This window comes from Streptomyces sp. NPDC040622, assembly GCF_055593965.1.
In genome coordinates this window covers 25,592-45,177 of record NZ_JBVIXD010000021.1, presented here as the reverse complement: position 1 = coordinate 45,177, position 19,586 = coordinate 25,592, and the positions used below count along the sequence as shown (strand labels likewise).

Below are 19,586 nucleotides of genomic sequence, written 5' to 3'. Positions count from 1 at the left end.
AGCCGGGGCGGGCGGGTCACAACTCCGGGGGCGGGAAGCCCGTCAGGATCCGCAGCGTCGCGAGCGTCGCGGGATCCTCGTCGCCCAGGACACGTGAGCGTGCCTCGTGGACGCTCGACGCGACCTCCAGCGCCTCGGCCCTCTGCCCGGCGCCACTGAGCGCGACGGCCAGTTCGTGCCCGCTCGCGAGGGTGTCCGGGTGCTCGGGGCCGAGCACGGCCCGCCGCCCGTCGTGGGTGGCGCGTGCCTCCGGCACGGCCTCCTCGTGCCGCCCCATGGCGATCAGCGCGACGACGAGGTTGTGCCGGCACAGCAGGACGTCGGGGTGCCGGTCGTCCCGGATCTTCTCCCACAGGCGCAGTACGGTGCGGCAGATCGTGCACGCCTCTTCGTGGCGTCCCAGGTGGTGGAGCACGTAGGCGCGCAACTGGTGCGCGATCAGCGTGTCGGCGTGTCCCCTGCCGAACACGGCGTCGCGGCCCGTCGCGCAGTCCGAGAAGGACTCCAGGGCTTCGTCGAGGCGTCCGAGCGCGAGCTCGACCCGGCCGATCTCGCAGCGGGTGGCGAGCGCCTGGGGGTGGTCCTGTCCGAGGTGTTCGACCTGGCGGGCCCTGATCCGCTCCAGGATGCCGAGCGTCTCGTGCTGCTTCCCCGGGCGTGCGAAGGACATGGCCTTGCGGAACTGCTCGCCGAGCTGGGCCTCTTGAGGGAGGCGCCGTGGCAGCGGCAGCCGGAAGGGCACGCCGTCCCGGGGCGCGCCCGAGTGGTGGAGGACCGGGCCGCCGGGTGCGACGAGGTCGACGCGGTAGTCGAGGTCGACCGGTCCCCGCCGGGGCCCTTCGAGGAGCAGGAAGTGGATGTCGAGGTCCTCGAGCCAGCCCATGTCCCCGTGCAGCCCCGACGCTTCGAGGACCACGATCAGGCTCGTCAGGGCCGGGCGCGGGGCGCCCGCCGCACGCGCCTCGGCGATCAGTTCCCGGCGCCGGGCGCGCTCGGCGTCCAAGAAGGGTTCCTGCGAGGCGGCGGTCCCCGTCACCAGGTGCGGCAGGGTGCGGGTCTGCTCCGACCGCAGGAGTTGACCGGTCGAGTCGAGCAGATGGAAGCGGAGCTCGGCCGGCGAGTGCCGTGCGGCGAGGCCGCCGACGATCGCGTCGAGGACCGCGGACCGGTCCGTGGTCGTGCCCTGGACGACACCGTGCGGGCCCATGGCGCGGAAGTCCAGGACGACCTCGGAGCCCTGCTGGTCGTGGCCGATGGGCACGGCGAGGGGGACCTCGCGCGGTCCGCGTGGCGTGGGCCCGTACGCGTGCGAGGCGACGAACGCGCCGAAATGGGCGGCGACCTCGTCCGCGCTGGGCCGCTCCTGGAGCAGGGGCGAGGAGCAGCGCCGCACGATGTCCCCGAAAGGCGCGGGGACGGTGTCGCCCGCCGCGCGCTGCAGGGTGAGGCCCAGCTTGGAGATGTCGTGCGCGACACCGTCGGCATGCTCCTGCACGCACCAGCCGGTCACACACACGTCGTCGTCCGACGTGAGCAGCACGCGCCTCGCTGACAGGTCGCCGTGCGCGAAACCCCGCACATGGGCGTCCGCGAGCACGGCGGCGACGCGGTGGCCGAGCAGGGCGAACCGCACGGGGTCGGCGAACCGTCGGCCGTCCGGTCCCGTGCTCTCGAGGCTCGGCGTGGGCAGCCCGTCCGTCAGGAGCAGTTCACTCGCCATCCAGGACGCTTCTGGGGTGGCGTCGAAGCCGATCAGCCGGGGCGCCCGTACGCCGCGCAGCACACGCAGCGCCTCGGCCTGCCGGTGCAGGGAGGCGCGCCGCACGGAACCCGACCGCGTCAGACGGAGCGCGGCGACGTCTCCTTCCCCGCGCCGCCCGAGGAACATCCCGCTGGCGGTCCGTGCGTCGAAGTGCCGGGCGAACACCTGCCAGGGGCCCACCTCGCGGGGGTTGTGGGGCAGCAGCGACCGCCAGGGCGAGGCCGGTGTGTCGACGTACGGGGGAAGGTCGGGCCCGGCCGGCGACGCGGGCGGTACGGGCGCCGTGCCGACCCCGAGCCTGCGCAGCAGCCGTGCGTCCACCCAGCCGAACGGCCGCCCCTCGCGACCGGCCCGCGCGGCCCCGTCCGGGTGGGCGAGCCAGGCGGGGAAGTCCGCCGACCGGCCCGCCAGCTGACCCAGCCGGTCCGTCACCGCACGGCTGGTGCGCAGCAGTTCGCGGACGGGAGCCGTCCCCAGCAGGATGTCGCGGGTCGTGGCCGTGACGTCATAGCTGCGGTGCTGCGGCGCGAGCCCCGCGGCGTCGTCGCAGCGCCGCATCAGACCGCTCAGGAACACCTCCGCCAGGTGTCCGGTCGTCACGTCCGGGCCGAGCGCGTCCTGCACCAGGCGCATCACCGGCACGGACACCGGCGCGACGGCGGCGAGATGGGCGGCGAGGCGGTACGCCTCCGGGGACGCGGTGTGCCGGAACCGCAGGACCCGCCGTTCCGTGTCCGGAGCGGGGAGCGGCTCGGGGGCCGGATCGAAGGGTGCCCGCAGGAGCGGCAGCACGGCGCTCGCTCCGGGGGACGCGATCAGGTCCGCCCAGAGACCGACCGCCCCCGGCTCCGGCGCGAGCACCGGGACCGGCACGCCGTCGAACGGGGCGAGCCCGGGCGGCAGCACCGGATCCGCCACGTCCCAGGTGAGGTTGGGGGCGCCGCGCCGTCTGGCGGTGACCCGCCAGGGCTCGGCGCGGATGCCGGAGCCGTCCCACAGGTGCGGGGGCAGCGCGTGCAGCACGGCTGTCGGGCCGAACCGGCCCCACTGGGTGAGGAGTTCACGCATGCGTCCGTCGCGCCAGGCCGCGCCGATGCCGTCGCTGAGCACCAGGATCAGGGTGTTGCCGCCGGGGTCGGTCACGGTGGCGGGCGGCAGCACGGCGGTGCCGGGGGTGAAGGGGCGGCGGCCGAGCAGCGGGGCGCCGGGGGTGCGGGTGTCCAGGCCGTGCACCCGTACGTCACGGAAGGCACCGCTGCGCTCCAGGAGCAGCCGGATCTCCAGGGCGAGCCGCTGCCACAGGAGCATGGAGGCGCCGTCGTCCACGAGCAGCGTCAGGTCGAGCCAGCGCGCCCGGGCGGGGCGCAGCACCGCCTCGGTCAGACCGCTGTGGGCGGTCGCGTCGGCGGTGGCCGTCTCGTCGAGCTCCCACCGTCCGCGGTCGGCCACGGTCTGCTTCAACGGACGCAGCGCCCGGCCCAGTTGCAGCTGCCGCGAACCGAGGGCGCGGGTGCCGGGCGCACGGACCGGGCGGACGGGGCGGGTTGCGTGGTGGGGGCCGGGGTCGGGCAGCGCACCGCCGAACAGGGGGGAGTGGCCCGGGGGCTCGTCGCGGCCGCTCCCCGGGACATCGCGCGGGGGCGGCACGGCTGCGGCAGCCGCGCCGCGGGCGGCAGGGCCGGCGGGACCCCGCACCGTCGCACCGGCCGCTGGACGCGGCCCGCCCCCCTGGTCCTGTGAGGCCGCGTCGAGAAGGCCGTCGCCGGGCGTCGGGGCCGGTGCGTCGGCGGGTGACGGCCGTTCCGCACGGTCGGCCTCCGGGGCAGGGGCGACCGCCGCCGCCACCCGGGCCAGGGCGGCCGACGCCTTCTCGGGCAGCCGAGCCGCCAGCCACAGCGCGTCGAGGAGTTCCTCCTGCGCGAGGTCGACACCCCCTTCCGTGAACACCTGGAGCGTCCGGCGCAGCCGCTCGGAGCGGGCGCGTCCCGCGGGTTCCCCGAGCAGCTCCTCGCCCGGCATCCCTACACCGCCCCGCCGAGCCGGTGCAGCACCGCGTCGAGCAGCGCCCCGGCCGGCAGGTCGAGGCCGCCCTTGCGCAGGAACACGGCGTTCAGGAGCTGGTCGGTGGCCAGTTCACCGGGTGCGCGGCGGCCAAGAAAGGCGTGCAGGAGGTCGTCGACGCCGTCGAGGGCCGCGGCGCCGAGGTGGGCCTCGACGATGTCGCGCAGCCGCTGCTCGTCCGGTTCGGCGAGGTCCAGGCGCACACAGCGGCGCAGGAACGCGGGCGGGAACTCGCGCTCCCCGTTGCTGGTGATGACCACCACAGGGAACTCGGAGCAGCGCACCCTGCCGCGCGTCACCGGCGCCCGCACCTGCGGGTCCGCGGTCAGGACGTCGATCCGCGCCTGGTCGTCGGGCAGTCGCGCCAGCTCGGGGATCTCGAACTCGCCCTCCTCGAAGACCGTCAGGAGGTCGTTCGGCAGGTCGACGTCTCCCTTGTCGAGCTCGTCGACGAGCAGGACACGCGGACGTCCGCCCGGGACCAGCGCGGTGCCGAGCGGCCCGAGACGGACGTACGAACCGATGTCGGGGCCCCCGCCCGCGCCGTCGGCACCGGCGGCCTCGCGGCGCAGGTTGGACTCGCGCAGCCGGCCGATCGCGTCGTAGTCGTACAGGGCGTCGCGCAGCGTCGAGCGGCTGTTGACCGGCCAGGTCAGTACGGTGCCCAGCGACAGCTCGTGCGCGACGGCGTGGGCCAGGGACGACTTGCCGGTGCCGGGGTGGCCGGTGACCAGGAGCGGACGGCGCAGCAGCAGCGCGGCGTTGACCACCTCCGACTCGTCGGGGCCGATCAGATACGGCCGGGGGCGCGGCGCGCCGTCCGCCGGGGCGAAGCGGCGCCACGGCGGGGCCTCGGGGAAGTCGACGCGCCGGGCGGCGCCGTCCCCGCGGAACAGCCGCCAGTCGTCCTGCCGGGATGCCTGGGGTGGCTGGGACGCCTGAGGCGCCTGAGGTGACTGGGGTGCCGTCATGAACTGTGTGCTCCTTCGTCGGAAAGCGGGCGCGGCGCGTCGGGGTCCGTCAGCCTCGGCTCGTGGTCCGTCTCCACGCGGTCCTGCCACGCGAGGTCCTCCCACACGAGGGAGGGGCGCACCGGGAACCCGGCGGGGTCCGGCAGCGCCGACGCCCTGAACCGGTGGACGCGGAAGGGAAGTTCCTGCAGCCGTCCGGTGGGCGCCAGGGGGTCGAGGCGGTGGGCGTGGTCGTGGTCCTCGGCCCCGCGGTCCCAGAGCACCACGGGGACGCCGAGGGCCAGGCAGAGGTCGAGCAGCTGGGCGCGGAGGGCGGGCGGGCCGTGCAGGACGACGTGGTTGGCGTCCCGGTGGGTGGAGGTGAGCAGCGCGGCGACCTGCCGGCCGTCCGCGCAGCTCGGGTCGATGACCAGGACCCTGCCGTGCCCGTCGCCCCAGCGCCTGCGGTGCTCCACCTCCCGCCGCGGCACCCGGCGGCTCATCTCCGGGCAGCGCAGCGTGAGCGGGAAGGAGGCGCCGAGCGGGAGGCTCGGCACGAATTCGTTGGGACTGCCCGCGTCCCATTCGTCGACGGGCAGATGGAGCCCCGCGCGGTCGACCTCGACGTCCACGGCGGGCAGCCCGTCACCGGACCGCTCGGCTCCCTCGCGGATCAGCGCGCCGACCTGCTCCGGCGACAGGGGCGCGTCCCCCGCGGTGGTCTCCAGACGGCGCACCGAACCGTCCGCGTGCTGCTGCCAGAGCCTGCACCGGTAGCGCTCGGCACGCTCCGCGCCCTCGCCCGCGGGCTCGCTCCTGGTGAGCCGGGCGAGCAGCCGGGTGACCGCGGGCGTCCGCGCACCCGCCCAGTGCGCGGCGTCGGTCCTGCGCTGGTCGCGGGCGGACGGATGGACGCCGAGCCGGGCGCAGACCCGCTCGCTCCAGCGGCTCAGCCCCTCGCCGAGGGGGCCGCCCGAGGCCGCCGCGATGAACTCGACCAGGTGCACGAGCGCGGGCACCCGCGGTGTCCCGGCCGGCACGCTGCCGCCGTCCTGGTACTCCTCCAGGTCCGCGATGACCTGTCCCAGGGCCCGGGGTGAGAGCCGCGCGGTGCACAGGGCCGCGGGGAGCGGGGTGTAGCGCAGCGCCTCCTGGGCCGCGCGGGCGGGCAGCGTCGGATCGGCGAGCACGACGAGCCCCAGCTGCTTCTCCAGGAAGGTGTGCTCGCCGCGGGAGAGCAGTCCTGCCGCCTCCACCGCCCTGCCGGTGCCGAGCAGGGCGGTGAGCCGGTCGGGGCGTGCGCCGTAAGGGCCCGCGGTGAGCAAGGACTCGCTGAGCGTGGGCAGGGCGCGGTGCCGGGTCAGCAGGACGGCGGTCAGCTCCTCGATGCCTGGCGCCGAGCCGTCCGGCGGTGCGGCGAGGCCGAGTTCGGCGGCGAGCCGCCGGGCGTGCTCGGCGCGCGCCGCCGGATCGGGCAGCAACGACCGCAGCAGTCCGGCCAGTTCGGTGCTCAGCGGATCGTCCCGCGGGGCGGCCCGCGCGGTACGGCAGTCGGCCACGACCTCGTCCGCCCCGGCCGCGTACAGCTGCTCGCGCACCGCCTGCCAGGACAGTGCCCAGGTGCGCCGCAGGGTCTGGCCGGGGTGCGCGGGGGTGTCCGGCTGCCCGAGCTGTCCGACGACGAGCCCGGCCGCGCTGTCTCCCGGGTCCGTCCACAGAGGACCCCCGCTGAATCCGGGACCGATCGCGGCGCCCGACAGCGCCCCGTCGAGGTATCCCAGATGGCCGTCGAGCAGTTTGAGCACCGTGTCCGCGAAGGTGATCGGTTCCCCGCAGCCGTGCCAGGCCCGCAGCGACTGGCCCTCCGTCATCTCGGTCCAGACGACCGGGCGGGCCCCCGCGGGGGCGGGCTCGCTGAGCAGCAGCACGCACAGGTCGCCCTGCCAGGCCGCGGTGGAGCGCCGGGGCGGCACCCACACCTCGATCTGTGCCTTGATCCGCACCGTGCGCCGGGCGAATCCCACCTGGAGCACCTCGTCCGCGGGCCTCGTGCCGCTCAACCGGGGCCGCCCCAGCGCCTCGTTGACCACATGGGCGCAGGTCAGTACCCGGCCGGGGGAGAGCAGCGCGGCCGCGCCCACCGCCGTGTCGCCGTGCCGCCCGAGGACCGAGACCACCGGCGGCGCTTCGGTCCCCTTGAACCAGCCCACGCCTATGCCCCGGTGGCGCCGCCGGGCGTCCCGCCGGCTCCGGCGGCGGGATCCTCCGTACGCCGCCACGTCGCCGACACCGACAGGGTGGCCGACCCCTTCAACCCGACGATGCCGAGCTTCAGGTCCTTGCCCACCTCGATGCCGAACTCGACGGTGAACTCCTCGGGCGGGTGCTGGGCGCGGGACACCGAGGCGTGCACCTCGTCGAGGAGCGGGCCGAGCGGCTTCAGCGTCGTGCGCAGCGCGTCGGCGGCGAGGGCCGCGGCCCGCCCACCGGTGGAGACGGGGCCCGGCACGCCGAACTCCGGCGGCAGTTCGCCGGATGCGGGCGCCTGCCCCACGTCGGCGAGCTCGACGCGCAGCGCGGCCCCGGCGAGGTCGAGTTCCAGGTACTCAGGCATGGGATCATTGTGCGGCCAATTCGGCCGTACGCGCGGCGAGTTCGCTGATCCGTGCCCGTCCGTCCGCCGCCGGTGGGGTCAGTCCCCGTCCTGGCTGCGGGACCTGGCGATCCGCCGGAGCCTGCGGTGCGGGTCCGGTGTCTGCTCGGTGATCGCGTCACCGACCATCGTGCGCACCGCGTCCCGCAGCCCGTGCAGCGCCTGGCCGCGGGCGGGGCCCGCACCGGGGTCCTCGCGCAGCTCCTTCAGGAGTGCCCAGCACAGCGCCAGCATCACCACGGCGAACGGCAGCGCCACCAGGATCGTCGCGCTCTGCAGGGAGTCGAGGCCGCCGGCGACCAGGAGCACCGCGGCCACCGCCGCCATCAGCACGCCCCAGGTGACGACCAGCCAGGTCGGCGGGTGCAGCGAGCCGCGGCTGCTGAGCGAGCCCATCACCAGGGACGCGGAGTCGGCGCTCGTGACGAAGTACGTCATGACGAGGATCATCGCGACCCAGGACGTGAGCGTGCCGAGCGGCAGCGCGTCGAGCATCGCGAAGAGCGAGGCCTCCGCGCCCTCCTGGACCTTCTCCGCCATGTCGGCCTTGCCGGTGGAGTCCAGGCGCATGCCCGTGCCGCCCATCACGCAGAACCAGACGATGGTCGCGCCGCTCGGCACCAGCAGGACGCCGATCAGGAACTCGCGGATCGTGCGGCCGTGCGAGATGCGGGCGATGAACGTGCCGACGAACGGTGCCCAGGACAGCCACCACGCCCAGTAGAAGATCGTCCAGGCGCCGAGCCAGGTGCTGTCGGTGAAGGCGCCCGTGCGCGAGGCCATCGGGAGCAGCTGGTGGAGGTAGCCGCCGACGCTCGCCGGGATCGCGTCGAGGATGTAGACCGTCGGCCCGAGGACGAAGACGAACAGCATCAGGCAGGCGGCCAGCATGATGTTGAGGGTGCTCAGCCACTTCACGCCCTTGTGCACCCCGGAGAACGCGGAGATCACGAAGGCGGAGCCGAGCGACCCGATGATGATCAGCTGCAGGGTGGTCGAGTTCTCCGCGCCCGTGGTGAGGTTGAGCCCCGTGGCGACCTGGAGCGCGCCGACGCCGAGGCTGGTCGCCGTGCCGAAGACGGTGGCGAAGACCGCGAGCAGGTCGATGACCCTGCCGGGCCAGCCCGCCGCGCGCCGGGCGCCGATGAGGGGCACGAAGACGGCGCTGAGCCGGTTGCCGCGGCCCTTGCGGAAGCCCGCGTAGGCGAGGGCGAGGCCCGCGATGCCGTAGATCGCCCAGGGGGTCAGCGTCCAGTGGAAGAACGAGTACTCGAGGGCGGTGCGGGCCGCGCCGCCGGTGCGGGGCTCGGCGGCCGAGGACGGGGGCGGGTTCAGATAGTGGGTCAGCGGCTCGCCCACGCCGTAGAACATCAGGCCGATGCCCATGCCCGCGCTGAACATCATCGCGATCCACGCGAGGTTGGTGAACTCCGGCCTCGCGTCGTCCTTGCCGAGCCGGATCCTGCCGAAACGGCTGAGCGCCAGGACCACGCACAGGACGAGGAAGACGTCCGCGGCGATCACGAAGAGCCAGGCGAAGTTGTCCAGGACCCAGCCGAGCGCGGTGTTCGACGCGCGGTCGAAGGACTTCTTGCCGATCGCTGCCCACGCGACCACCGCGAGCACGGCGGCCACGCCGATGCCGACGACCACGAAGTCGGGGGAGCCGTCCGGGGGCGACCCGCTCGTGGCGCCGTCATCGGGCGACGGAGGGTCCGGCGGGTCGTCGCCGGGGCGAGGCTGATCGATCATTTCCGTGCTCATGACGCACCACTATGGTGCGATATCAGGGGGTTTTTCGCCGGGACGCGCCGTCTCGCGCCCCGGTCGGCCATGGGCAGGGGGCCCTGTCTGCGGTTATGGTCGCAGCGGCGCGACTGCCTTGACGCGAGCAAGGCCCGGAAAGCAAGGGGAATGCAAGGTGGCGGACGCTGCAGGGACGGCGGGACACGAGCAGCAGGCGCAGGCTCAGGGTGAGCGGGCGCCGCGCGTACTCATCGCCGCGGACAAGTTCAAGGGTTCGCTCACGGCCGTGCAGGTCGCCGAGCGGGTGACGGCCGGGCTCCGCCGCGTCGCCCCCGACCTGGCCGTCGAGGCGCTGCCGGTCGCCGACGGCGGCGACGGCACGGTCGCCGCGGCCGTCGCGGGCGGCTTCGAGCGCCGTGAGGTGCGCGTCACGGGCCCCCTGGGCACCGAGGTGACGGCGGCATACGCGCTCAAGGACGGCACGGCCGTGGTGGAGATGGCCGAGGCCTCGGGCCTCCAGCTGCTCCCCGAGGGCGTCTTCGCGCCGCTCACGTCCACGACGTACGGCTCCGGAGAGCTGCTCCGGGCGGCGCTCGACGCGGGTGCCCGCTCGATCGTCTTCGGCGTCGGAGGCAGCGCCACGACCGACGGCGGCGCCGGCATGCTCGCCGCGCTCGGCGCGCGCTTCCTGGACGCGGACGGCGACCCCGTCGCGCCGGGCGGCGGCCCGCTGAAGGACCTGGCCACCGCCGATCTGTCGGGCCTCGACCCGCGTCTGAAGGACGTCGAGATCGTGCTCGCGAGCGACGTCGACAACCCGCTGACCGGCCCGAAGGGCGCGCCCGCGGTGTACGGGCCGCAGAAGGGCGCGGACCCGCAGGACGTCGCCGCGCTCGACGCCGCCCTCGCCCATTTCGCCACGGTCCTGGAGAAGGCGATCGGCCCCAAGGCCGCCGAGTACGCGCAGTCGCCGGGCGCCGGCGCCGCGGGCGGCATCGGGTACGGCGCGCTGGTCGGACTCGGCGCGGGCTTCCGGCCCGGCATCGACGTCATGCTCGACGTGCTCGGCTTCGCGCCCGCCCTGGAGCGGGCCACTCTCGTCATCACCGGCGAGGGCTCGCTCGACGAGCAGACCCTGCACGGCAAGGCGCCCGCAGGGGTGGCCGCCGCCGCGCGGGCCGCCGGTGTCGAGGTCGTCGCGGTCTGCGGCCGCCTCGCGCTCGCCCCGGAGGTCCTCGGCAAGGCGGGCATCCGCCGCGCGTACGCCCTGACCGACGTCGAGCCGGACGTGGCGCGCTGCATCGCCGAGGCGGGCCCGATCCTGGAGACGGTCGCGGAGGGCATCGCGCGGGACTTCCTCGCGTGATCAGGACCGCCCGATCCGCGACGTGACCCACCCGGTCTGGTCCACCAGACCTGGTCCACCAGACCTGGTCCGCCGGACCTGGTCCACCTGGTCCGATCCACTCATCGGGCCACCTCCGCAGGACCCGCCGGGCGCCCCACCCCCACCTGCCCGTGTCGAACCGGCAACGTGATCGTTTCTTCAGTACGTGAAGAGGAGTCGATCTTGACCGGGTGGGTGCAGCTCGGCGGTCTGGGCATCGTCGCGACGCTGTGCCCGGTGGGCGGCCTGACCGTCGACGCGCACGTCGAGGCGCTGGGCGTGGCCCTGTCGGAGCGGCTGGAGATCTGCCGCCAGGACCTGCCGGACGCCGAGGGCGCGGGGGACGCGGGGGACGGCGCGACGCCGGTACCCCGCCCCGCCGCCGACGGCCGCGCGGGCCCTTCGGCGCGCCCCGAGCCGCCCGCCGACGAGCCGCTCCCCGACGAGCCGCCCCCCGTCGAGCCGCCGCCTCCCGACCGCGCGGCACCCGCCCCCGCGCCGCGCGCCGCACCCGCCGCGCGCCCCGCGAAGCGCCCGCCCCGGTCCGCACCCCGCGTACGCGAACTCGTCGTCCCCGTACGCCTGGAGTCCCGGCCGCCCCCTTCGCGGCCCGCGCCCGCCCCGCCGCCCCGGCCGTCCTTCGGGGCGCCGGGCTACCGCGCCGCCGAGGCGCGGGAGCGCGAGGGCGGTCGGTCCATGGTGACGACCACGATGGTCGTCACCACCCCCGCGGTCCTCGCCGCCGCACTGCTGCGCCCCCGTTCGCGCTCCGCGGCGTCCGGCGCCCGCTCCCGCCCCAACTAGCCCCCCGGAGGCCCTCCGTGACCGATTGGTTCGTATCGTGACGGAATGGTTCGTACTCGGTCTGGCCATGGCACTGGCCTGCGCGGTCGTCCTGGCCGTCACCGTGATCAGACACCGCCGCGTGCCCGAGGACGACGACCCGAGCCAGACACCCGACGTGCTCGAGTACATGGTGATGATGGTCGGCGTCGTCTACGCGATCGTCCTCGGCCTCGCCATCGCCGGCGTCTGGGAGGCCCGCGGCGCCGCCGAGGACGGCACCCGCCAGGAGGCCCAGGCGCTGCACGAGATCAGCAGCCGCGCGCAGGTCTATCCCGCGGACGCCCGCGAGCGCATCGAACAGGACGTGCGGCGCTACGGCGAGCACGTGACCACCGTCGAGTGGCCGCGCATGATCGAGGACCACGAACTCACCGACCGGGGCGGCGAACTCCTCGACACCCTGCGCAGGGACATCGCCGCGCGGCCGCCCGCGAGCGAGCTGGAGGCGCAGACCTACCAGCCGCTGCTCGACCAGGTGGCCGCCGCCGACGAGGCCCGCAGGGCCAGGGCCGACAACGCCGAGGCGACACTCCCCGGCGTCGTCTGGTTCGGCCTGGTCGCCGGGGCGCTCGTCACGGTCGGCCTGATCTTCACGCTGCAGATCAGGCGCTCGTCGAGAGAGCTGCTGCTGGCCGGTACCTTCAGCGCCCTGATCGCCTTCCTGCTCTTCCTCGTCTGGAGCTTCGACGCGCCCTTCGGCAGGTCGTCGGCGGAGACGACCACGGCGTTCCAGGGCCTGATCACGTCGGTGTGACGGACCATCACGCGACCTGCGGGCCCGCCCAGTTCACGCCGAGCGGGCCCCTTGCGTCAGCCGGTGCGCCTCCACCGCGAGCGCCACCTCCACCAGGTCCTGGGGCCGCGCCAGGGAGCGGGCGGTCAACTGCTCCAGGCGGCGCAGGCGGTTGAAGACCGTGTTGCGGTGGCAGTAGAGCCGCCCCGCGGCCCGGCCCGCCGAACCCTCGCACGCGAGCCAGGCGTCCAGCGTCTCCAACAGGACCGCCCGGTCCGCCGGTTCGAGCGTCAGGACCTCGCCGAGCACGTCCGTCACCAGCCGTCCCGCCAGCTCCGGCTGGCTCACCACCAGCGCCGTCGGCATCCGCCGGTCCAGCCGTACGATGCCGGTCCCGTCCGGCGGGCAGGTGCGCAGCGCCAGTTCTGCCAGGCGCCGGGCACGGCCGAGCTCCGCGAGGCCGCCGACCACCGGGCTGATGCCGCCAGGCCCCGGGCAGCGCCCCTCCAGCAGCCGGGCGAGACCGTCGAGGCCGCCCGTCCCGCCGTGCTCCGCCGAACCCAGCGCGACCACGCCGACCTCGCAGTCCGTCCGCATCCGCCAGATGAAACGGAAGCCCGTGCGCTGGATCTGCCGGTGGAACGCCTCGCGCCCGTCACGCCGGTCCACGCGGAGCACCACCACCGCGTACGGGCCGTGCTCGGGCAGATCCAGCCCGGCCGCCGCGCGCGCCGCGAGGCCGGGCGCCGAGCGGCCCTCCAGGAGTGCGTCGAGCAAGGCCTGCAGCTGCTCGTCGGTGCGCCGGCGCAGCTCCAGCTCCGTGGCGCGGTACGCGTCCGACGCCGCCGCTGCCTGGGCGTCCACCGCCGACCACACCATCGTCGCCGAACGCATCAGGACCGCGAGCCGCTCGGGCTCCTTGCCCGCCGCCCCCTCCAGGAGCGAGTCCCACACCAGATAGCCCGCGCTGCGGTACGCGTGCACCAACAGTTCGAGAGGCAGGCCCTGTTGGGCGCGGCGCCGCCCCGCGTCCTCCGCGTATTCCAGATCGCGGCGCGGCGAGGCCCGCGGCGCCGAGATCGTCTCGATGCCGATCCGCATGGCCTCCTCCGCCTCCCGCCACTGCAGGTCGTACGGCAGGACGCGGCCGTACACCGACGAGTGCTCGCCGAGCCGGCGCAGATGTTCGTCGACCAGCTCGGGCAGGCGGGGCAGCAGCGCGGTGCACGCCTCCTTCAGGAGCTTCCAGTCGTGCCCGGTCCGGGGCCTGCGTCCGTGGGTGGGTCCGGTCATCGTTCCCCCGTCGCCGCGCTCCACGACGTCGTCGGGACGTCGCGAGGATGTCGTCGGATCCGCCGCCGGGTGCGGCGCTGGTGCGGAGGATGCCACCGGTCGGCCCCCGCCGGCAGGCCCCTGACACGCGGTGTTGTGCGCGTGCACAACGGCGGGGCGCCCCCGCTGGTCCCTCGCAGCGTTTCCCCCGCTGCCCGTGGACGGGCCGGTCCCGCGGTGCTGGGGTGAGCGCCACGCGACGGCGGACGGGCCGTGCGGGACGAGGGGACGCTACGTGGGCCGTACCGATGTGGGGGAGCCGGGCAGGGCCGGTGCCGTGGAGCGCGGGGCGGGACTCGCCGTGCGGGACGTGTCGGTCGGCTACGGCCCCGTCAGAGCCCTGCGCCGGGTCTCGCTCGACCTGCCCGACGGCGCCGTCGTCGCCGTCCTCGGCGGCAACGGCGCGGGCAAGTCGACGCTGCTGCGCGCCGTTTCACGCACCCTCTCCTTCCAGGGCGGGACGCTCACCTCGGGCACCATCCACTTCGACGGGCGGCGCGTCGACGGCCTCGCCCCGGACCGGGTGGTGGCCGCCGGGATCTCCCAAGTGCCCGAGGGCAGGCGGGTGTTCGCCCGGATGACCGTCACCGACAACCTGCGGGCCGGGGCGCTCGGGTCCACCGGGTCGCGCACCGCCAAGGCGGACGCCCTGCGACGCGTCCACGACCTCTTCCCCGTCCTCGCCGACCGAGGCGCCCAGCGCGCGGGGCTGCTGTCCGGCGGCGAGCAGCAGATGCTCGCGGTGGGGCGGGCGCTGATGGCCTCCCCGCGCCTGCTCCTCCTGGACGAACCCTCCCTGGGGCTCGCGCCGTTGATGGCGGCGCGCATCGCCGACACCATCCGCGAGATCAACGCACAGGGCACCTCGGTGCTCCTCGTCGAACAGAACGCCGCCCTCGCGCTGCGGCTCGCCTCCACGGCGTACGTCCTGGACGTCGGCGAGGTCGCCCTGGCGGGACCCGCGGACGAGCTCGCCGCCTCCGACGAGGTGCGCCGCCGCTACCTGGGCGTGGTCGACGAGGACGCGGCGGACGACGCGTCGCGGGGCCTCGGCGCACTGCCGGCCCTGAGGCGCTGGGAGGCCGCGCCATGAGCGATCACGCAGCCGCCGGGGCGTCGCCGGACGACTCCGTACCGCCCCCGCCCGTACCGCCCCTGGAAGTCCGCGGGCTGACCGTGCGCTTCGCGGGACTCACGGCCCTGGACGCCGTCGACTTCACCGTCCGCCCCGGCACCGTGCACGCCGTCATCGGACCCAACGGCGCGGGCAAGTCCACCTGCTTCAACGTCCTGTCCGGCGTCTACCGCGCTACCGAGGGCAGCGTCCGCTTCGGCGAGCGTGAACTCACCGGCATGCGCCCGCACCGCATCGCGGAGCTCGGCGTCGCCCGGATCTTCCAGAACCTCGCCCTGCCGCCGCGCGCCACCGTCGCCGACAGCCTGCTGCTTGGACGCCACCGGCTGACCCGCACCGGCTTCGTGGCCGCCGGACTCCGGTTCCCCTCGGCCGCCCGCGAGGAGCGCCTGCACCGCGCACGCGTCCGGGAGATCGCCGCCTTCGTCGGCCTGGAACGCCAACTCGACCAGCCCGCGGGCTCCTTGCCCTACGGCCAGCAGAAACTCGCCGAGCTCGCCCGCGCCCTGTGCATGGAGCCGCGCCTGCTGCTCCTCGACGAGCCCGTCGCCGGCATGACCGCCGACGAACGGCGCCGCACCGCGGCCGTCATCGCGGGCGTCCGCGACAGCCTCGGCATCTCGATCGTCCTGGTGGAACACGACATGGGGGTGGTGATGCGGCTCGCGGACGCGGTGACCGTACTCGACTTCGGGCGCCGGATCGCCTCCGGCACGCCCGCCGACGTCCAGCGCGACCCGGCGGTGGTACGCGCCTACCTGGGGGAGGCCGACCGGTCCGACGGCGCCGGTGACCTGCCGGGCGCCGCGGACGGCCGCGGCGGGGAAGGGGAGGCCCGGTCATGACCACCTTCGTCGAACTCCTCCTCAACGGACTCTCGTTGGGTTCGGTCTACGCCCTCATCGCCCTCGGCTTCGTCGTCATCTTCCGCGCCACCGAGGTGGTGAACTTCGCGCACGCCTCGCTGCTCCTCGCGGGCGGCTACATCACTGCCTCGCTCCACGACGACCTCGGCTTCTGGCCCGCGCTGCTCGTGGGCATCGCGGGGGCGGCGGTGGTCGGGGCGGCCGTCGAGTTCCTCGTCATGCGCCGCTACCGCGGCTCCGACCACAGCGTGCTCGCCATCGTCACCATCGGCGTCGACATCCTGCTCACCACCGAGCTCACCCGGCGCCTCGGCACCGACGTGCTGCCGCTCGGCGACCCCTGGGGCGACGACGTGCTGACCGTCGGCCCGATCTCCCTCGCGCACACCCGTATCGCGGCGTTCGTCGCGGCCGCCCTGCTCATCACCGTCTTCCTCCTCGCCTTCCGCCACACCTCCTGGGGCGTGGCGATGCGGGCCGCCGCCGAGAGCCCCGAGACCGCGGCCCTGATGGGCGTGCGGCTCGGCAGGGTCTCGCTCGGCGCGTGGGCGGTGGCGGGCGCGCTCGCCGCCGTGGCCGCGCTGTTCCTCACCGTCTTCCCGACCCCGGGGCTGGAACGCGCCACGTCACTCGCGGCCCTGAAGGCGTTCCCCGCCGCGATCCTCGGCGGCCTGGACTCCACCACGGGAGCCCTGGTCGGCGGCCTCGTGGTGGGCGTCACGGAATCCCTCGCCACCGGCTACCAGAGCGACCTCACCTTCCTGGGCAGGGGACTCGGCGACCTCGCGCCCTACCTCGTCATGACCGTCATCCTGCTGATGCGCCCCGCCGGGCTGTTCGGCACGAAGGAGCTCGCCCGTGTCTGACGTCACCGAGGCCGTCGCACCCGCCGCCCGCCCCGTGCCGCGCACACCCCTCAAACGCCCCCGCGTCTTTCTGTGGGCCGCCGCGGCGGTCGTCCTGCTCGCCGTGCCGTTCTACCTGGACCGCTTCTGGCTGCAGGCGGGCCTCTTCGCCATGGCCGCCGCCATCGGCGCGATCGGCATCAACCTCCTCACCGGCGCCACCGGCCAACTCTCCATGGGCCACGCCTTCTTCCTCGCCGTCGGGGCGTACGCCTACTGCGCCCTCGCCGGGGACGGCGGCGACGGCCTGACCGGGCTCGGCCTGCCCAGCTGGCTCGCCGCGACCCTCGCGGTCGCCCTCGCCGGACTCGCGGGCGGCCTCTTCAGCCCCATCGCGGGCCGCCTGAGCGGCGCCTACCTCGGCATCGCGACGCTCGCGCTGATCTTCATCGGGCAGCACGTGCTCTTCAACGCGCACGACCTGACGGGCGGCTCGAACGGACGCGACGTACCGCCCCTGAACCTCTTCGGCATCACCTTCGACGAGAGCGAGACCGTCGTCGCGGCCGTTCCGTTCGGCTCCGCGGAGAAGCTCTGGTACGCGGGTCTGATCGCGCTCCTGGCCTGCGGGCTCTTCGCCCGCGGCGTGCTGCGCGGCCGACCCGGGCGCGCCATGAACGCGATCCGTGACCACCGCGTCGCCGCGGGCGTGATCGGCGTTCCGGTGGCCCGCTACCGCGCCGGCGTCTTCGTCCTGTCGTCGATGTACGCGGGCCTTGCCGGGGTACTGCTCGCCCTGGTCTTCCAGCGCACCGTGCCCGACTACTTCGGCATGACGCTCTCCCTGGAGTACCTCGCGATGATCGTCATCGGCGGCCTCGGCTCGGTGGCGGGAGCGGTGGCAGGCGCGGCCCTCGTCTCCCTGCTGCCCCAGCTGCTCAGCCGGTACAGCGACGCACTGCCCCTCGTCTCGGCCCCCGGCACCGGCGGGATCTCACCGGGCGAGGCGTCCCGGTATCTGTACGGCGCCGCCGTCGTGGCGGTGGTGCTCTTCCTGCCCGGCGGCCTGGTGCGGATCGCCGACCGGCGCAGCAAAGCAACTCCAGGCACTCCAGGGGAGGAAGCATGAACACAACGACCAGGGCCACGGCGGCCGCCACCGCCCTCGCCGCGCTTCTCGCGCTCACCGCGTGCAGCTCCAAGGCGAAGGACGACGACGGCGGGGACAAGGGCGCGGGCGGGGTGAAGACCGGCGACGGCGTCACGAGCCAGACCATCAACCTCGGCGTGCTCACCGACATGACCGGCGTCTACGCGACACTCGGCAAGAGCGTCACCCAGGCCCAGCAGCTCTACGTCGAGCAGGCCAACGCGGACGGCGGCATCTGCGGCCGCAAGCTGAAGCTCACCGTCCGCGACCACGGCTACGACCCGCAGAAGGCCGTCGCCGCCTACACCGAGCTGGAGCCGAAGGTCCTCGGCTTCGCCCAGTTCATCGGCTCCCCGTTCGTCGCCGCCGTCAAGCAGCGCGTCGACGGCAACAAGGGCCTGGTCCTTCCGCAGGCCTGGTCGTCGAACCTCCTCGGCAGCCCCTACGTGCGCGTGGTCGGCTCGACGTACGACCTGGAGACGATCAACGCGATCGACTTCCTGATGAAGGAGAAGGGCCTCAAGAAGGGCGACAAGCTCGGCCACGTCTACTTCGAGGGCGACTACGGAGAGAGCGCCCTCAAGGGCTCGCGGCACATGGCGGAGGAGGAGGGCCTCACGGTCGTCGAGCAGAAGATCAAGCCGACGGACAACGACATGACCGCCCAGGTCTCCGCCCTGAAGAAGGCGGGCGTCAAGGCCGTCGTCATCAGCGCGGGCCCCCGCCAGGCGGCCTCGCTGGTCGGCGTCGCGGCGGCGGGGCGCTTCGACGTGCCCGTCATCGGCAACAACTCGGCGTTCGCCCCGCAGCTCCTCGCCACCCAGTCGGGCCCGGCCCTCGCGAAGAACTACTACGTCGCCTCGCCCACCCTGCCCATCGGCGCGGACACGACGGCGGCCAAGAAGCTCGTCGCCGACTACAAGAAGGCCCACCCGGACGACTCCCTCGACAACGGCGTCGTGGCGGGCTGGACGGCGGCGGCGGTCTTCGGCGAGGCCCTGAAGAAGGCGTGCGCGGACAAGGACCTCACGCGCGAGGGCGTCGACAAGGCGCTCCTGACCATCGACGACTTCGACGCGGGCTTCGGCGTCCCGCAGGACTTCACCGACCCGAAGGCGCCCTCCTCCAAGGCGAGCGTCATCCTCCAGCCGGACAAGAAGGCGACGGGCGGCATGAAGGTCGTCCGTGAACCGGGCACGGCCGGCGCGGCCAAGGAGTACACGGCCGGGGAGTGAGTCACGCGCGCGGGTCCCGCGCGAGCCGCCGCCAGTGGCGCTCCGCGGGACCCCGCACCGCACGCCAGATGTCGATGAACAGCTTTGTCGACGCGGACCCGGGCCAGCCGGGCGGCAGCAGCGCCTCCGGGAGGCGCGGGTCCCCTTCGAAGGTGCCACGCCACGCGTGCACCAGCCGCGTGCGCAGCACGAACGCCTCCGCGTCCGACCCCGCACGCGCTCCGGAGAAGCGCCGGAGGAACGTCTCGTGCGCCGCGCGCACCGCCGAGAGGTCCCAGGCGCGGGCGACCAGCTCCCCGTCGTCCTCGGCGCGCGAGAGCAGCCAGGTGGCGTGCCGGGCGAGCCCCTGCTCCCGCAGCAGCTCCTTGAGCGCGGCCACCCCGCCCGCGTCCGCCGCGATCCACACCCCGGGGCCGAGGCGCCCGAACCCCTCGAACGCCAACTGCTCCTCGGCGAGCGCCCGGCCCTCGGCCGGCCCGCGCAGCATCAGCTGCTGCCACTCGCCCTGCCACGGCGTCTCCCGGACCGCACGCTCCAGGCGGTGCGTCCACGCGGTGAGCAGCGCGACGAGAGGCGGCTCCAGGACGAGAACGCTCCAGCGGCCGGCCCGCTCCGTGCGCAGCCAGCCCTCCTCGGTGAGCCGGGACAGGGCCCGCCGCGTCGCCGCCTCGCCGGTCCCGCAGGCCCGCAGGGCACCGATGACGGCAGGGGACCACACCCGCTCGTCGCCCGCGTAGCGCACGTACTCGCCGAGGACGGTGAGCAGCAGGGTCCGCGCGCTGGGCGAGCCGTCCGCGCGCCGACGGGTGCGCGGTGTCTCCAACATCGAGCCCCCTCACACCTGTTGACCTCTTCGACGCCCCGTTGTAGGACGTAAGAATTCGA

Annotated in this window: 15 protein-coding genes; 8 read left to right on the top strand and 7 right to left on the bottom strand. The window is 74.6% G+C overall.

Features of this window, described 5'->3' with window-relative positions; translation table 11 throughout:
• Positions 1 to 16: 16 nt before the first annotated feature.
• The 5 genes from ACZ592_RS37535 to ACZ592_RS37515 all read right to left on the bottom strand — a co-directional run bounded on the left by ACZ592_RS37535 (position 17) and on the right by ACZ592_RS37515 (position 9,190).
• On the bottom strand, positions 17 to 3,781 hold the full coding sequence (locus tag ACZ592_RS37535) for an SAV_2336 N-terminal domain-related protein (RefSeq protein ID WP_471586230.1): 3,765 nt from the start codon (positions 3,779 to 3,781) through the stop codon (positions 17 to 19).
• A 2-nt stretch (positions 3,782 to 3,783) separates the two neighbouring features.
• Positions 3,784 to 4,794 (bottom strand): AAA family ATPase, encoded by a 1,011-nt coding sequence (locus ACZ592_RS37530; RefSeq protein WP_471586229.1) that lies wholly within the window; start codon positions 4,792 to 4,794, stop codon positions 3,784 to 3,786.
• Positions 4,791 to 6,983, bottom strand: coding sequence for a VMAP-C domain-containing protein (locus tag ACZ592_RS37525; RefSeq protein WP_471586228.1), 2,193 nt, complete (start codon positions 6,981 to 6,983; stop codon positions 4,791 to 4,793). Before ACZ592_RS37525 ends, ACZ592_RS37530 begins: the two co-directional genes overlap by 4 nt.
• Before the next feature lie 2 nt (positions 6,984 to 6,985).
• Complete coding sequence (locus tag ACZ592_RS37520; protein ID WP_471586227.1) at positions 6,986 to 7,387, bottom strand: CU044_2847 family protein; 402 nt, start codon at positions 7,385 to 7,387, stop codon at positions 6,986 to 6,988.
• 78 nt (positions 7,388 to 7,465) lie between these two features.
• Entirely contained in the window at positions 7,466 to 9,190 is a 1,725-nt protein-coding gene (locus ACZ592_RS37515; RefSeq protein WP_471586226.1) for a BCCT family transporter, read from the bottom strand.
• Between the two features lie 157 nt (positions 9,191 to 9,347).
• Between ACZ592_RS37515 and ACZ592_RS37510 the strand changes: the two genes are divergently transcribed.
• From ACZ592_RS37510 to ACZ592_RS37500, 3 genes are all read left to right on the top strand, one after another.
• On the top strand, positions 9,348 to 10,538 hold the full coding sequence (locus tag ACZ592_RS37510; RefSeq protein ID WP_471586225.1) for a glycerate kinase: 1,191 nt from the start codon (positions 9,348 to 9,350) through the stop codon (positions 10,536 to 10,538).
• 204 nt (positions 10,539 to 10,742) lie between these two features.
• Complete coding sequence (locus tag ACZ592_RS37505; RefSeq protein ID WP_471586224.1) at positions 10,743 to 11,363, top strand: hypothetical protein; 621 nt, start codon at positions 10,743 to 10,745, stop codon at positions 11,361 to 11,363.
• A 37-nt stretch (positions 11,364 to 11,400) separates the two neighbouring features.
• Complete coding sequence (locus tag ACZ592_RS37500; protein ID WP_471586223.1) at positions 11,401 to 12,159, top strand: bestrophin-like domain; 759 nt, start codon at positions 11,401 to 11,403, stop codon at positions 12,157 to 12,159.
• A 33-nt stretch (positions 12,160 to 12,192) separates the two neighbouring features.
• On the opposite strand, the gene ACZ592_RS37495 is transcribed toward ACZ592_RS37500, so the two are convergent.
• Entirely contained in the window at positions 12,193 to 13,431 is a 1,239-nt protein-coding gene (locus ACZ592_RS37495) for a PucR family transcriptional regulator (RefSeq protein WP_471586222.1), read from the bottom strand.
• Positions 13,432 to 13,747: 316 nt separating this feature from the next.
• Between ACZ592_RS37495 and ACZ592_RS37490 the strand changes: the two genes are divergently transcribed.
• The 5 genes from ACZ592_RS37490 to ACZ592_RS37470 are packed head-to-tail and all read left to right on the top strand — an operon-like array spanning position 13,748 to position 18,701.
• Positions 13,748 to 14,563, top strand: a complete 816-nt coding sequence (locus ACZ592_RS37490) for an ABC transporter ATP-binding protein (protein WP_471586256.1) — start codon at positions 13,748 to 13,750, stop codon at positions 14,561 to 14,563.
• Positions 14,560 to 15,450, top strand: coding sequence for an ABC transporter ATP-binding protein (locus ACZ592_RS37485; protein ID WP_471586221.1), 891 nt, complete (start codon positions 14,560 to 14,562; stop codon positions 15,448 to 15,450). Before ACZ592_RS37490 ends, ACZ592_RS37485 begins: the two co-directional genes overlap by 4 nt.
• A complete protein-coding gene (locus tag ACZ592_RS37480; protein WP_471586220.1) occupies positions 15,447 to 16,337 on the top strand; it encodes a branched-chain amino acid ABC transporter permease in 891 nt (296 codons plus the stop codon). Before ACZ592_RS37485 ends, ACZ592_RS37480 begins: the two co-directional genes overlap by 4 nt.
• The gene (locus ACZ592_RS37475) at positions 16,330 to 17,445 is read left to right on the top strand and encodes a branched-chain amino acid ABC transporter permease (RefSeq protein WP_471586219.1); all 1,116 of its coding nucleotides are present in this window, start codon (positions 16,330 to 16,332) and stop codon (positions 17,443 to 17,445) included. The genes ACZ592_RS37480 and ACZ592_RS37475 overlap by 8 nt, the downstream gene beginning before the upstream one ends.
• Complete coding sequence (locus ACZ592_RS37470) at positions 17,442 to 18,701, top strand: ABC transporter substrate-binding protein (protein ID WP_471586218.1); 1,260 nt, start codon at positions 17,442 to 17,444, stop codon at positions 18,699 to 18,701. The genes ACZ592_RS37475 and ACZ592_RS37470 overlap by 4 nt, the downstream gene beginning before the upstream one ends.
• A 1-nt stretch (position 18,702) precedes the next feature.
• On the opposite strand, the gene ACZ592_RS37465 is transcribed toward ACZ592_RS37470, so the two are convergent.
• Positions 18,703 to 19,527: a PaaX family transcriptional regulator gene (locus tag ACZ592_RS37465; RefSeq protein WP_471586217.1), complete on the bottom strand. Its 825-nt coding sequence runs from the start codon at positions 19,525 to 19,527 to the stop codon at positions 18,703 to 18,705.
• Between the last annotated feature and the right edge of the window lie 59 nt (positions 19,528 to 19,586).